The organism is Luteimonas padinae (assembly GCF_014652935.1).
Taxonomy (GTDB): domain Bacteria; phylum Pseudomonadota; class Gammaproteobacteria; order Xanthomonadales; family Xanthomonadaceae; genus Luteimonas; species Luteimonas padinae.
The window spans coordinates 108523-121827 of sequence record NZ_BMZT01000006.1 but is presented as its reverse complement, the minus strand read 5'-3'; the positions used below and the strand labels follow the sequence as shown (position 1 = coordinate 121827).

Sequence of the window (13305 nt, the reverse complement as noted above, 5' to 3'; positions counted from 1 at the left end):
GCCATGGCCTGGACGATGAACACCACGGCCTGGGCGGCGATCGCACTGGTGCTGATCGCGGCCGAGACCTTCATCCCGGGTGCCTTCCTGCTGTGGATGGGCATCGCCGCGGCGGTGGTCTGGCTGCTGGTGCTGCTGTTTCCGGGGCTCGGCGTGCTGGCGCAGGTGGTGCTGTTCGTGGCGCTGAGCGTGGTGGCGGTGCTCGCCTACCTGAAGTGGGGCCGCCGCCGCGAGCGGCCAAGTGACCGCCCGCTGCTCAACCGGCGAGCCGAGCAGCACGTCGGGCGCGTGGTCGCGCTCGACCGGGCGATCAGCGGAGGCCAGGGCCGGGTGAAGATCGACGACGCCTACTGGCTGGTCAGCGGGCCGGAGCTGGAGGCCGGAACGCGCGTGCGGATCATCGCCGCGAACGGCATGGTGCTCGAGGTCCAGGCGGTCGACTGAGGCCCACAGCCGTCGCGTCGCCCCGGCCTGCGTCCCGGCTGCCCCCGGCCTGCGGTCCGGCTGTCGCCTGCGGCCCGCCTGTAGGAGCAGCTATAGCTGCGACCGTCCTTTGTCGCGTGCCGGGGTCGCAGCTGTAGCTGCTCCTGCAAGCAGGCGGGGGCTTCGGTCGGCGATAATGGCGGGCCCGCCCACAGGAGCCCGCCCGCCGTGACCCGCAAAACGATCCTCAACGATTCCCACCGCGCGCTCGGCGCGAAGATGGTCGACTTCGGCGGCTGGGACATGCCGATCAACTACGGCTCGCAGATCGAGGAGCACCACGCGGTGCGCCGCGACGCCGGGATGTTCGACGTCTCGCACATGACCGTGGTGGACCTGCACGGCGCTCGCGTGCGCGAGTTCCTGCGCAGGCTGCTGGCCAATTCGATCGACAAGCTCAAGGTCCAGGGCAAGGCCCTGTACACCTGCATGCTCGACGGGCAGGGCGGGGTGATCGACGACCTGATCGTCTATCACCTGGGCGACGACTTCCAGCGGCTGGTGGTGAATGCCGGCACGCGCGACAAGGATCTGGCGTGGATCAACGCCCAGGCCGAGGGCTTCGACATCGACGTGCGCGTGCGCGACGACCTGGCGATGATCGCCGTGCAGGGTCCGCAGGCGCGCGACAAGGTGATCGACCTGCTGCACGCGGACGACCGCGCCGCGATCGAAAAGCTCGGCCGCTTCGCCAGCCGCGACGCGCGCTCGGGCGATGGTGCCCCGCTGTTCATCGCTCGCACCGGCTACACCGGCGAGGACGGCTTCGAGGTCGCGCTGCCGGAAGAGCACGCGGTGGCGTTCTGGGACGCGCTGGTGGCCGCGGGGGTGAAGCCGGCGGGCCTGGGCGCGCGCGACACGCTGCGCCTGGAAGCGGGGCTGCCGCTGTACGGCCAGGACATGGACGAGTCGGCGACGCCGTACGAGGCCGGGCTCGGCTGGACGGTCTCGCTGGACGAAGGCCGCGACTTCAACGGCCGCGCCGCGCTCGAAGCCCAGCAGGCGCGCGGCGATGCCCGCCAGGTCGTCGGCCTGGTGATGGACGAGAAGGGCGTGCTGCGCCACGGCCAGAAGGTGCTTGCCGGCAGCGGCGAGGGCGAGATCCTGTCGGGCACCTTCGCGCCGACGATCGGCAAGTCGATCGCGCTGGCCCGGATCCCGGCCGGCGAGCCCGGCGAGGTGCGCGTCGACATCCGCGGCCGCGAGGTCCCGGTGCGCGTGGTGGCCTGGCCCTTCGTCCGCGACGGCCAGCCGCGCGAGGGGATCTGATCCACCGGCACGGCGCTTGGCTACACTAGTCCCCCACCTCCCAACCACGGCGATCCCGGAGCAGCAGACATGAGTGACATCCCTGGCGACCTGAAGTTCATGAAGTCCCACGAGTGGGCCCGAGTCGAAGGCGACGGCAAGGTCACCGTCGGCATCTCCGACCATGCCCAGGGCCTGCTCGGCGACCTGGTCTACGTCGACCTGCCCGGCGTCGGCGACAGCGTCGAAGCGGGGAACGCCTGCGCGGTGGTGGAGTCGGTCAAGGCCGCCTCCGACATCTACGCGCCGATGTCGGGCACGATCGTCGCGGTCAATTCCGCGCTGGCCGACAAGCCGGAGACGATCAACGAGGACGCGTTCGGCGAAGGCTGGCTGTTCGTGATCGAGGCGAGCGAACCGGAGCAGGCGAACGACCTGCTCGATCCCGACGCCTATGCGGCGCTGGTCGAAGACGAAGGCTGATCGCACCGTTCGCCGCGCACTGCGCGGCATGGTCGAAACGGACGCCGGGCACTGCCCGGCGTTCGCGTTTCCGGACGCCGCAGCCGTCGCGAAGCTTCGCGCACTTTCGCGCAAATCGAGCTTCGGGCACGCATGCGAAGCATCGCGTCGCGCATTCTCCGCACGTCTGTTTCCAACACTCGGGTCGTCACGCGCACCGGCACGGGTGGTGCCGTGGATGATCGGGCGCGTGCCGCGCGCATGCGGTGCGTTTGAGCGCAAAGCACTTAAAACAAGCCATTTGGCAACGGCACTCTGTTGTGCGCGGGTTGCATCGTCCGGCATCGATGCGCGCTGACGCGCGCGATAGTCGTCGTCGCGGCCGCTCGTCGCGCGACGCGGCGTGACGAGCACGCGACGAAGGGTGTTGACAGCAAAAAAAACCGTGATTAGGTTTCGCCCAACAAGACGTGGCCACAGAAGCGAGTGAGTGCGACCCGGACAACAACGCGCGATACAACTCAGTCCTCCGCCCGGATGGTCGACATGGTGGACTCAGGCGTTGTCTTCCCCGCGAAAACTCCAGGCCAGTGGATGCGAGCAACCCGCGGCGCGATGCGCAGCGGGTTTTTTAGTGCCGAGGGACCGGCACGGCGGGAGCGTTCGCGCTTCCGGATGACGACGGGCATGGATGGCCCGGGCACAGGATCCGGTGCGACGCGCCCAGCGCGTCGTCGGTTGATCGCGGGTCCGATACCCGCGATGTGTTTCGTACTGGGCAGTAGTACCTGCAAGTCCCACTGACGAGGAGAGCCATCCCATGGCCACGAAGAAAGTCGCGAAGAAGAAGGTCGCCAAGAAGGCGGTGAAGAAGACCGCCAAGAAGGCCGCGCGCAAGGCAGCGCCGCGCAAGGTCGCCAAGAAGGTTGCGAAGAAGAAGGTCGCCAAGAAGGCCGTGAGGAAGACGGCGAAGAAGGCCGCCACCAGGAAGACCGCCAAGAAGGCGGCGAAGAAGACCACCCGCAAGACGGCCAAGAAGGCCGTGAAGAAGACGGCGAAGAAGGCGGTGAAGAAGACCGCCAAGAAGGCCGTCAAGAAGACCGCGAAGAAGGCCGTGAAGAAGACGGCCAAGAAGGCCGCGAAGAAGGCCGTCAGGAAGAGCCCCGCCAAGAAGGCCGCCAAGAAGACCGCCAAGAAGGCGGCGAAGAAGGCACCTGCGAAGAAGGCCGCCAGGAAGACCGCCAAGAAGGCGGCGAAGAAGCGCGCGCCCCGCAAGGCCAAGGCTCCGGTCGTCTCCATTCCGGCCGCGCCCGCGCCGCTGATGTAAGCAACCCCGACAGCCGTCAATCAGGCCCCTCTCCCGCAGCCCAGGCGGGGGGAGGGGTTTTTCGTTGGAGGCGGGGACGTGTCGATCCGGGCGTGTGCCCGGGCGGGAACTACTCCGGCCTGGCGGTGGACGCCGCGCTGCCGCCGCTGCCGCTGCCGGCCGCGGCCGCTCCGGCGCCATGCACCGGACTGGCGTCTTCGGCCGCGTTGGCGAGCATGAGGTCCTCGACGTCATCGAAATCGACGTCGAGCCAGTGCTGCGGAGCCAGTCCGATGGCGCTGTCGAGGATGGTCGGCAGCAGGCCGGTGGGCAGGCTGCTTTCGCCGTTCCACAGCACCACGACGCCGAGGTCGCGCTCCGGCATCATCGCCATCAGGCCGCGGTAGCCCTGGACGGCACCGGCGTGGAACACCACGCGGTGTCCGGAATAGTCATAGACGCGCCAGCCGAGCGCGTAGCCGGCATCGCCCAGCCGCTGGCGGCGCCAGCCGGAGCTGCGCATCTCGCCGGGGGTGGAGACCAGCGGCTGATGCAGCGTCGCCAGCAGCGGCGCCGGCAGCACGTCGGGCCGGCGTCCGGACTGTGCGATCAGCCACTGCGCCATGTCGCTGATGCTGGCGTTGACGCCGGCGGCCGGCGCGACGCGGTAGTAGGTGGGCTTGGGCATCAGCGAGCGCCAGCCGCCGCCGGCACGCACGTGCGGCTTCGCCCAGCGCGGGCTGGCCTGGATGCCTTCAAGGCCGTAGCTCGCGTCGTCCATGCCCAGGGGCTTGAAGATGCGTCCGGTCACCGCCTCGCTGAAGAACTGCCCTGACGCCGCCGACACCACGTCGCCCACCAGGCTGAAGGCCACGTTCTGGTAGCTGTAGCAGTCGCCGACATCGCAGGTCATGGGCGCGTTCGCCAGCCGCTGCACGAGGCTGCGGTAGTCGGCGTTGCGCTCGATGTCGCGGTCGTAGGTGTTGCGGCCCAGGCCCACGCGGTGGCTGAGCACGTCGGCGACGGTCAGCCTGGCGGCGGCGTCCGGACGGGCCAGCTGCAGCGCCGGCATGAAGTCGGCCACGTGGCTGTCCCAGCGCAGCGAGCCTTCGGCCACCAGCAGCCCGGTGATCGTGCCGGCGAACGGCTTGGACAGCGACGCCAGGCGGAAGACGGTGTGCGCGTCGACCGGCTCGGCGTTGCTGACGTCGGTGATGCCGTAGCCGCGTGCGCTCAGCACCTCGCCCTTGTGCACGATGGCCATCGCCAGGCCGGGCACGCGCTGGTTGGCGACCACCGCCTGCGCCATCGCTTCGAAGCGCGCCACGTCGAAGCCATCGGCCAGGGGCATCGGCTTCGTGCCGGGTGCCAGGAGCGGCGAGGGGCCGGTTGCCACGGCGGCGGTGGCTGCCGGCGGGGCCTGCGCGCCGGAGGACGGCTCCCAGCGGAGGTCCGACTGGGCCGCCGTGCCCACCGCCATCGGTGTCAGGCATGCGAACAGGCCGGCACCCAGGAGGAGGCGGCGAGGCGTGCGCGCTGCGTCTTTCATCGGGCGTATCCCCTGCGTATGCTGCGACTGCGGGGTGATCATATGCCCCTGCTTCCGCAATTGCATGAACAAGGGGAGCTTTGATGTCCAGCTTGCTGATCCTGCTCGTGTTTGTGGGTGTGATCGTGGTCGCGATCGGATGGGGTGTCGGCATCTACAACGGCCTCGTCACCGCCCGCAACGCCTTCAAGAACGCCTTCGCCCAGATCGATGTGCAGCTGCAGCGCCGCTTCGATCTGATCCCGAACCTGGTGGAGACCGCCAAGGGCTACCTGAAGCACGAGCGCGAGACGCTGGAGGCGGTGATCGCCGCCCGCGGCGCCGCCGTGTCCGGCCTGGCCGCGGCCAAGGCCAGCCCCGGCGATCCGGCGGCGATGGCCGAGCTGGCGCAGTCGCAGGGCATGCTCAACGGCGCGCTCGGACGGCTGCTGGCGGTGGCCGAGGCCTATCCGGACCTCAAGGCCAACCAGAACATGATGCAGCTCACCGAGGAGCTGACCTCCACGGAGAATCGCGTCGCCTTCGCCCGCCAGGCCTTCAACGATTCGGTGATGGCCTACAACAACAAGCGCGAGGTGTTCCCGTCCAACATCCTCGCTGGCATGTTCAACTTCGACGCCGCGGCGCTGCTGGAGATCCCGGCCGACAAGGCCGAGGTCCGCGAGGCGCCCAAGGTCCAGTTCTGACGCTCGATGGACTTCTTCGAGCAGCAGGCCAGGGCGCGCCGCAGCAGCACCCGCCTCGTGGTGCTGTTCGCGCTGGCGGTGGCCGGCATGGTGCTGGCGATCGACCTGGCGGTGCTGCTGGTGGCGGGCACGAACTGGCCGCTGCTGGCCTTCACCACCCTGGCCACGCTGGCGGTGATCGGACTCGGTTCGCTGTACCGCCTGGCGTCGCTGCGCGGCGGCGGTGATGCCGTCGCGCTGCAGTTCGGCGGCACGCCGGTGCCGCACGACACCAGCGACGCCTCGCTGCGCCGGCTGCGCAACGTGGTCGAGGAGATCTCGATCGCCTCGGGCGTGCCGGTCCCAAGCCTCTACGTGATGGAAGGCGAGTCGGCGATCAACGCCTTCGCCGCCGGCTACTCGCCCAGCGACGCCGCCATCGCGGTGACCCGCGGCGCGCTCGACCGCCTCAATCGCGACGAGCTGCAGGGCGTCATCGCACACGAGTTCAGCCACGTCGCCAACGGCGACATGCGCCTCAACATCCGCCTGATGGGGGTGCTGTTCGGCATCCTCATGATCAGCCTGATCGGGCGCAAGGTGCTGTATCTGGGCGGCAGCCGCGACCGCAACGCCGCCGCGGTGATGGTGGCCGCGCTGGTGGCGCTGGTGGTGGGCAGCATCGGCATGTTCTTCGGTCGCATGATCAAGGCCAGCGTCAGCCGTTCGCGCGAGCGCCTGGCCGACGCCTCGGCGGTGCAGTTCACCCGGCAGACCACGGGCCTTGCGGGCGCGCTCAAGAAGATCGCGGGACTCTCCGATGGCTCGCGCCTGAGCGATCGCGCGGATGCCGAAGAGGCCAGCCACATGCTGTTCGGCGATGGCGTCGGCTTCAGCGGCCTGTTCGCCACCCATCCGCCGATCCTCGAGCGCATCCAGGCGCTGGAACCGGGCTTCCGCAGCGAACAGCTGGAGCGGCTGCGCGGGCAATGGGCGCTGACCCCGCCCTCGGGCCTGCAGGAAGACCGGATGATGGGCCTGGACGCGCAGTCCGCGCCGCTGCCTCCCCGCGACGCGCGGCTCGACGTCACCCCGCCCATGGTGGCCGCCCAGGTCGGCAGCCCCGAGGCCGACGACTATCGACGGGCCGATGCGATCGTGCACGCCATGCCGCCCGCGCTGCGCGCCCTGGCGCAGTCGCGCGAGGCGGTGGTGCCGATGGTGCTCGGCCTGCTGCTCGACGACGAGGCGGCACTGCGCGGGCGGCAGCTGCCCGAGATCACCGCGCGCATGGGCGACGAGGTCGCCCGCGAGGCGCTGGCCCTGCACGGCGGCGACCTGCAGCTGCTGCACCCGATGCAGCGCCTGCCTCTGGCTGCGCTCGCCTTCCCCGTGCTGCGCCGCCGACCGCGCCCCGAGCTGGAGACGCTGCTCGACACCGTGCACGCGATCGTCCACTGCGACGGCCGGGTGTCGCTGTTCGAGTACTGCCTGGGGCGCCTGCTCGAGGTGCAGCTGCGCGAATCGCTCGACCCGGCGCGCCACGCGCGCTTCGGCCGGCGCAAGCCCGGCAACGTGCGCGGGGAGTTCGCGACCCTGCTCGCGGTCGTAGCCCACGCCGGCAATCCAGGCGATCCCGCGGCCGCGCAGCGCGCCTACCTCGCCGGCCTGCAGCGGGTGCTGCCACGCGACCACCTGCCCTACGCGCCGCCGGCCAATGGCGTACTCGCGCTCGACGAGGTCTGGCCGGCGCTCGACGCGCTCGAGCCGCTGGCCAAGCAGCTGATGGTCGAGGCGGTCACTGCCGCCGCCAGCCATGACGGCCGCATCTCGGTGGCGGAATCCGAACTGCTGCGCACCATCTGCGGCGTGCTGCACTGCCCGCTGCCGCCGGGGCTGGAAGCTGCCTGAGCGCCCGGGCCACGCTGTGTTCCCGACGGCGAGGTGGCGGCGGCGGCCTTCGATCGGATAACGTGCCGCCAGCGATGGGCGGCAACCGGAAGGCATCGGTTTGATGATCAGCGAGCAGGCGGGCGCCCACCGGCGCCTGGGGCGCTTCCGGGCCGCGTTGTCCGCGGCGCCGCCGCTGTGGTGGGCGATGCTGTATTTCTTCAGCCTGCTCTGCGGCTACTACGTGCTGCGCCCCGTGCGCGACGCCATGGGCGCGTCGTCGGATGCCGCCGCGGTGTTCCCGCGCGGCCTGATCGCGCTGGGCGAGCGCTTCGGCGTCGAGCTCGGCGAGTTCACCCTGCAGCTGCTTTTTACCGCCACCTTCATCGCCATGGTCGTGCTGCAGCCGCTGTACGGCGCGCTGGTGTCGCGCTTCCCGCGGCGGGTGTTCCTGCCGGCGGTGTACCTGGCCTTCATCGCCTGCCTGTTCGGCTTCTGGTGGGCCTTCGACAGCGCGATCCCCGGCCGCGGCGCGGCGTTCTTCGTCTGGGTGGCGGTGTTCAACCTGTTCGCGGTGACCGTGTTCTGGAGCTTCATGGCCGACGTGTTCGACAACGCGAACGCCAAGCAGCTCTATGGCTACATCGGCGCCGCCGGCACGGTCGGCGCCCTGGTCGGCCCGGCGATCACCCGTTTCCTGGTCGAGCCGGTGGGCGTGGCCAACCTGCTGCTGGTGTCGGCCGGCTTCCTCGGCATCTGCCTGCTCTGCATCATGAAGCTGCGGCCCTGGGCGCTGGCGCGCGAGCGCAGCCAGGGAGGTGGCGCCGACGGCCGGGCCATGGGCGGCTCGATGCTGGCCGGCCTGCGCCTGGTGTGGCAGCGGCCGCTGCTGCGCGCGCTGGCGCTGCTGATGTTCTTCGGCGTCGGCGTGGGCACCCTGCTGTACAACGAGCAGGCGCGGATCGTACGCGCCGCCTTTGCCACCGCCGAGGAGCGGGCGGCCTTCTATTCCATGCTCGACTGGGCGATCAACGGCCTCACCATCGCCATCCAGCTGCTGCTCACGCGCTTCCTGCTGCAGCGCTACGGCATCGCGCCGCTGCTGCTGCTGCCGGCGTTCGCGATCATGCTGGGTTTCGCGGCCCTGTCGGCCTCGCCGCTGCCGATGCTGGTGGCGATCGTGCAGATCGTGACCCGCGCCAGCGAGTTCTCCCTGGCCAAGCCCGCGCGCGAGACGCTGTACACGCGCGTCGACCGCGAGGAGCGCTACAAGGCCAAGGCCGTGATCGACACCGCCGTGTACCGCGGCGGCGACCTCACCTTCGTCTGGGTGCACAAGGCGCTTGCCACGCTGGGGTCGAGCATGGTGTTCCTGGCCGGGCTGGGCATCGCCCTGGGCATGGCGTTCGGCGCATGGCGCGTGGTGCGCGCCGAGCGCACGCTCCCGCACGACCCGCGTACGGAGCCTGCGCATGCGCCCCCCAGGCCGACGTGAGTCGCTGAAGGCGGGCTTCGGCGCAGCGGCACCGTGGTTCCGCAACGCCGTGCGCGGGCAGCCCTATGCGGCAGATGCCGCGAGCGCGAACACGATCGCACCGAGCGCGAAGGCGAGGCTGAGCGCATGCACCACCGGATGGTGGACGCGCAGCCACGCGAACTGGGTGGCCAGGCGCAATGCCCAGAACCCCGACATGCCGAGCAGGAAGGCGCGGCCCAGCGGCGTGCCGGCCAGCTCGCGTGGATACAGCAGGCACAGCACGGCGACCAGGAGGAACACCCAGACCAGCTGCACGTTCGCGATCTGCACGATCGCGCGGTTGGGCAACGTGGTGGCGGCCAGCGTCCGCGGCCATTTGAACAGGGTCCAGAACGCCAGGTGGAACAGGGCGAAGCCGAGGCTGTGGATGGCGCACAGCAGGAGCAGCGCCTGCGTGCTCATGGCCGGGCGCGCTTGGGCGAAACCCACATCGAGATGCGTGCGCGGAACACGGCTTCGCCCGCGGGGTCGGTGACCGTCACCGCGACCGGCAGCGCGTAGCCTTCGGCGGCCTCCACGACCGCCGCCTCCGGAATGGCCACCGCGCGCATCGTGCCCATGGCCTTCTTCAGGTACTCAACCTCCATGCCCTTCGGGATCCAGCGCATGGACGGCGGGAGGCTGGCGTCGGTCGCGAGCCCGCCGGCAAGCTCGGCGAGGTTGCACAGCGCGATCGCGTGCACGCTGCCGATGTGGTTGGTGACGCGGCGGCGGTGGCGCAGGCTCGCCTCACAACGCCCGGGTTCCAGGCGCTCGATCCGCGGCGAGATGCTGGCGAAGTAGGGCGCCTTCAGGCAGACCAGCTTCGAGAACAGCCAGCCGCCGCAGGGCCAGCGGGTGGCGCGGCGGTGGATGTCGAGGATGGATGCGGCCATGGCGTTCTCCTGACATGACGAGGGCGCCGGTCGGGCGCCCTCGGGGTGTGTTCCGGATCAGGCCGCCTCGCGGGTTCCGTCGGGGCGGTAGCGCTCGTAGTACGTCGCCGCGCGCAGCTCGTGGGCGTCGAAGTCGTCGACGGAGATGGTGTCGAGCGTCATCGCGCGCAGCTCCTCCAGCTGGGTCCGCTCCTCGGCGGTGATCCAGCCCTCGCGCACGCCCTCGTCGAGCTGGCTGGCGAAATCGAGCGCCTCGATGCCCTTGTTCTTCAGCGCCTTGAGGAACTTGCGCTCGACCGGCTCGGCGGCCACCGCGGCGGCGAGATAGCTGTTGATGCGGCCGGCGGGGTTGTTCGCGCCGGGCGTGGTGAACACGCCGCGCGCCAGGCGGTCGCGCGCCTCGTTGGGCGACATCAGCAGCGCGGCGACGCGGTGGCCCAGGCGGTCGCCCGGGGCCACCGCGCGGCGGCCCAGCGGGAAGATCAACGCCCACATCAGCCAGCCCACCGGACGGATCGGGAAGTTGCGCAGCGCCGCGGAGAGCGCGGTTTCGATCCTGTGGATGCTGTCGTGGTAGGCCCAGGCCAGCAGCGGCTGGTCCGCGGCCGGGGCGCCTTCGTCGTGATAGCGCTTGAGCATCGCGCTGGCCATGTACAGATGGCTCAGCACGTCGCCCAGGCGGCCCGACAGCGACTCCTTGAACTTCAGCTTGCCGCCGAGCATCAGCATCGACACGTCGGCCATCAACGCCAGGTTGGCGGAGTGGCGGTTGAGGCGGCGGAAGTAGCGCTTCGTGTAGTCGTCGCCGGGGGCGGCACCGAAGCGCGAACCGGTGATCGCGAACCATACCGAACGCACGGCGTTGGAGATCGCGTAGCCGATGTGGCCGAACAGCGCGCGGTCGAACGCGTCTACGCCGGCGCGCTCGTCCGGGTCCTGCGCGGCCTTCATCTCCTTCATCACCCAGGGATGGCAGAGGATCGCGCCCTGGCCGAAGATCAGCAGGCTGCGGGTCATGATGTTGGCGCCCTCGACCGTGATCGCGATCGGCGAGGCCTGCCAGGCGCGCCCGGCGAAGTTGCGCGGCCCGAGGATGATGCCCTTGCCGCCGATCACGTCCATGACGTCCTTGGCGACCTCGCGGCCCATCTCGGTGCAGTGGTACTTGGCGATCGCCGACGGCACCGCCGGCACGTCGCCGCGGTCAACCGCGGCCGCGGTGGCCTGCGACAGCGCGCTGATCGCATAGGCCTTGCCGCCCATGCGCGCCAGCGCTTCCTCCACGCCCTCGAAGCGGCCGACCGACAGGCCGAACTGCTTGCGGATGCGCGCATACGCGCCGGTGGTGACCGCGCCCATCTTCGCGCCGCCGCTGGCGGTGGAGGGCAGGGTGATCGAGCGGCCGATCGACAGGCACTCGCTGAGCATGCGCCAGCCCTCGCCGAAGCCGTTCTCCTCGCCGATGATCCGGCTCAGCGGCACGAACACCTCGTGCCCGCGCACCGGGCCGTTCTGGAACGGCGAGTTGAGCGGGAAGTGGCGGCGGCCCACGTCCATGCCCTCCACACCGCGCGGCACCAGCGCAAGGGTGATGCCGATGTCGCGGACGTCGCCCAGCAGGCCGTCGGGGTCGTACATGCGGAAGGCCAGGCCGATCAGCGAGGCCACCGGGGCGAGAGTGATGTAGCGCTTGTCGAAGGTGAGCTTCACGCCCAGCACCTGGGCGCCTTCCCACTCGCCCTTGCAGACGATGCCGAAGTCGGGGATGGAGGTCGCGTCGGAGCCGGCGAAGGGGCCGGTGAGCGCGAAGCAGGGCACGTCGGTGCCGTTGGCGAGGCGCGGCAGGTAATGGTCCTTCTGCGCCTTCGTGCCGTAGTGCATCAGCAGTTCGCCGGGGCCCAGCGAGTTCGGCACGCCGACCGTCGAGCTGACCACGCTGGAGATCGATGCCAGCTTCTGGATCACCTTGTGGTGCGCCAGCGCGCTGAAGCCAAGTCCGCCGTATTCCTTGGGGATGATCATCCCGAAGAAGCGATTGTCCTTCATGAACTGCCACAGCTCCGGCGGCAGGTCGGCGCGGACGTGGGTGATGTCCCAGTCGTCGGTCATGCGGCACAGCTGCTCGACCGGGCCGTCCAGGAAGGCCTGCTCCTCGGCGGTCAGCTCCGGCTTCGGCTGCGACATCAGCACGTTCCAGTCCGGCGCGCCCGAGAACAGCTCGCCCTCGAAGCCGACCGAGCCGGCCTCCAGTGCGATGCGCTCGGTCTGCGACAGCGGCGGCAGGATCTTCCGGTAGAAGGTCAGCAGCGGCGCGGTGATGAGCGGCTTGCGGAGGAAGGGCAGCAGCAGCGGCACGGCGACCAGCGCCGCGAGCACGATCGCGGTGATGGTGGCCGCGCGGTTCGCGCCCAGCAGCCAGCAGGCGGCCAGCGCCGCGGCGGTGATCGCGGCCCAGGTGGCGAGGCGCATGCGGTGGTAGGCGGCGAAGGCGCCGACCAGCAGCAGGACGAGGAAGGGGACGACGATACTCATGGCATGTCTCCGCGGGCATTGCGCCCGCTTGGCTGGTGGAGGCCAGTGTGTACCCGCCTTGCGGCACGGGTCCGCCGGACTGGCCCATACGGAGCAGTATGGACACGCGGCCCGCGGCCTGTCAACGCGGGCACCAAGGCTGTCCCGCACCCATGCGTATGGATACACTCGCCTGCATGAAGACCACCGCCGCCAAGGGCGAACGCAGCCGGCTCAGCGCCGGGGACTGGGCCGAGGCCGCGCTCGACCTCATCGCCGAACAGGGTGTCGCCGCGCTCGCGGTGGAACCGCTGGCACGGCGGCTCGGGGTGACCAAGGGCAGCTTCTACTGGCACTTTCCCTCGCGCGACGCGCTGCTGCAGGCGGCGCTGGAGCGCTGGGAGGCGTTCGAGGAGCAGGAGCTGTTCGGCAAGCTGGAGACGGTGGCCGATCCCGCCGAGCGCCTGCGCTCGCTGTTCCAGATGGTCGCGCGCGAGTTCAAGTCGCACGTGGTCTACAGCGCGCTGCTGAAGGCGCCCGACCACCCGGCGGTCCTGCCCGTGATCGGCCGCGTCTCGCAGCGCCGGCTCGACTACCTCACGGCCTCGTTCCGCCAGGCCGGGCTCGGGCGCACCGACGCCCGCCACCGCGCCCGCCTGACCTATGCCGCCTACGTCGGCTTCCTGCAGCTCAACCTGCAGCTGCACCAGGCGCGCATGCCGCAGGAGGAGTTCGACGAGTACGTCGAACACCTGATGGACACCCTGGTCCCGCGCTGA

Annotated in this window: 13 protein-coding genes; 9 read left to right on the top strand and 4 right to left on the bottom strand. The window is 70.2% G+C overall.

Annotated features, from left to right (window positions below):
- Positions 1-3: 3 nt before the first annotated feature.
- From IE168_RS08500 to IE168_RS08480, 5 genes are all read left to right on the top strand, one after another.
- Entirely contained in the window at positions 4-444 is a 441-nt protein-coding gene (locus IE168_RS08500; protein ID WP_189497201.1) for an NfeD family protein, read from the top strand.
- Positions 445-651: 207 nt separating this feature from the next.
- Complete coding sequence (gene gcvT, locus IE168_RS08495; RefSeq protein WP_189497199.1) at positions 652-1752, top strand: glycine cleavage system aminomethyltransferase GcvT; 1101 nt, start codon at positions 652-654, stop codon at positions 1750-1752.
- A gap of 69 nt (positions 1753-1821) precedes the next feature.
- Positions 1822-2214, top strand: a complete 393-nt coding sequence (gcvH, locus tag IE168_RS08490) for a glycine cleavage system protein GcvH (RefSeq protein ID WP_189497197.1) — start codon at positions 1822-1824, stop codon at positions 2212-2214.
- 28 nt (positions 2215-2242) lie between these two features.
- Positions 2243-2551, top strand: coding sequence for a hypothetical protein (locus IE168_RS08485; protein WP_189497195.1), 309 nt, complete (start codon positions 2243-2245; stop codon positions 2549-2551).
- Between the two features lie 462 nt (positions 2552-3013).
- Entirely contained in the window at positions 3014-3520 is a 507-nt protein-coding gene (locus tag IE168_RS08480) for a hypothetical protein (RefSeq protein WP_189497192.1), read from the top strand.
- Between the two features lie 109 nt (positions 3521-3629).
- On the opposite strand, the gene IE168_RS08475 is transcribed toward IE168_RS08480, so the two are convergent.
- Complete coding sequence (locus tag IE168_RS08475) at positions 3630-5048, bottom strand: serine hydrolase domain-containing protein (RefSeq protein ID WP_189497190.1); 1419 nt, start codon at positions 5046-5048, stop codon at positions 3630-3632.
- Positions 5049-5131: 83 nt separating this feature from the next.
- Between IE168_RS08475 and IE168_RS08470 the strand changes: the two genes are divergently transcribed.
- The 3 genes from IE168_RS08470 to IE168_RS08460 all read left to right on the top strand — a co-directional run bounded on the left by IE168_RS08470 (position 5132) and on the right by IE168_RS08460 (position 9098).
- Positions 5132-5734: a LemA family protein gene (locus IE168_RS08470; RefSeq protein WP_189497188.1), complete on the top strand. Its 603-nt coding sequence runs from the start codon at positions 5132-5134 to the stop codon at positions 5732-5734.
- A 6-nt stretch (positions 5735-5740) separates the two neighbouring features.
- Positions 5741-7624, top strand: coding sequence for a M48 family metallopeptidase (locus IE168_RS08465; RefSeq protein ID WP_189497186.1), 1884 nt, complete (start codon positions 5741-5743; stop codon positions 7622-7624).
- A gap of 106 nt (positions 7625-7730) precedes the next feature.
- On the top strand, positions 7731-9098 hold the full coding sequence (locus tag IE168_RS08460; RefSeq protein WP_386659808.1) for an NTP/NDP exchange transporter: 1368 nt from the start codon (positions 7731-7733) through the stop codon (positions 9096-9098).
- Positions 9099-9161: 63 nt separating this feature from the next.
- Here IE168_RS08460 and IE168_RS08455 read toward each other — a convergent pair whose 3' ends face one another.
- Genes IE168_RS08455 through IE168_RS08445 form a run of 3 tightly spaced genes read right to left on the bottom strand, consistent with a single transcriptional unit; the run spans position 9162 to position 12547 of the window.
- A complete protein-coding gene (locus IE168_RS08455) occupies positions 9162-9542 on the bottom strand; it encodes a hypothetical protein (protein ID WP_189497182.1) in 381 nt (126 codons plus the stop codon).
- Positions 9539-10015: a hotdog fold domain-containing protein gene (locus tag IE168_RS08450; protein WP_189497180.1), complete on the bottom strand. Its 477-nt coding sequence runs from the start codon at positions 10013-10015 to the stop codon at positions 9539-9541. Before IE168_RS08450 ends, IE168_RS08455 begins: the two co-directional genes overlap by 4 nt.
- A 57-nt stretch (positions 10016-10072) precedes the next feature.
- The gene (locus tag IE168_RS08445; RefSeq protein WP_189497178.1) at positions 10073-12547 is read right to left on the bottom strand and encodes an acyl-CoA dehydrogenase; all 2475 of its coding nucleotides are present in this window, start codon (positions 12545-12547) and stop codon (positions 10073-10075) included.
- 152 nt (positions 12548-12699) lie between these two features.
- Between IE168_RS08445 and IE168_RS08440 the strand changes: the two genes are divergently transcribed.
- Positions 12700-13305 carry a TetR/AcrR family transcriptional regulator gene (locus IE168_RS08440; protein WP_386659749.1) on the top strand — a complete coding sequence of 202 codons (606 nt, stop codon included), beginning with the start codon at positions 12700-12702 and terminating at the stop codon, positions 13303-13305.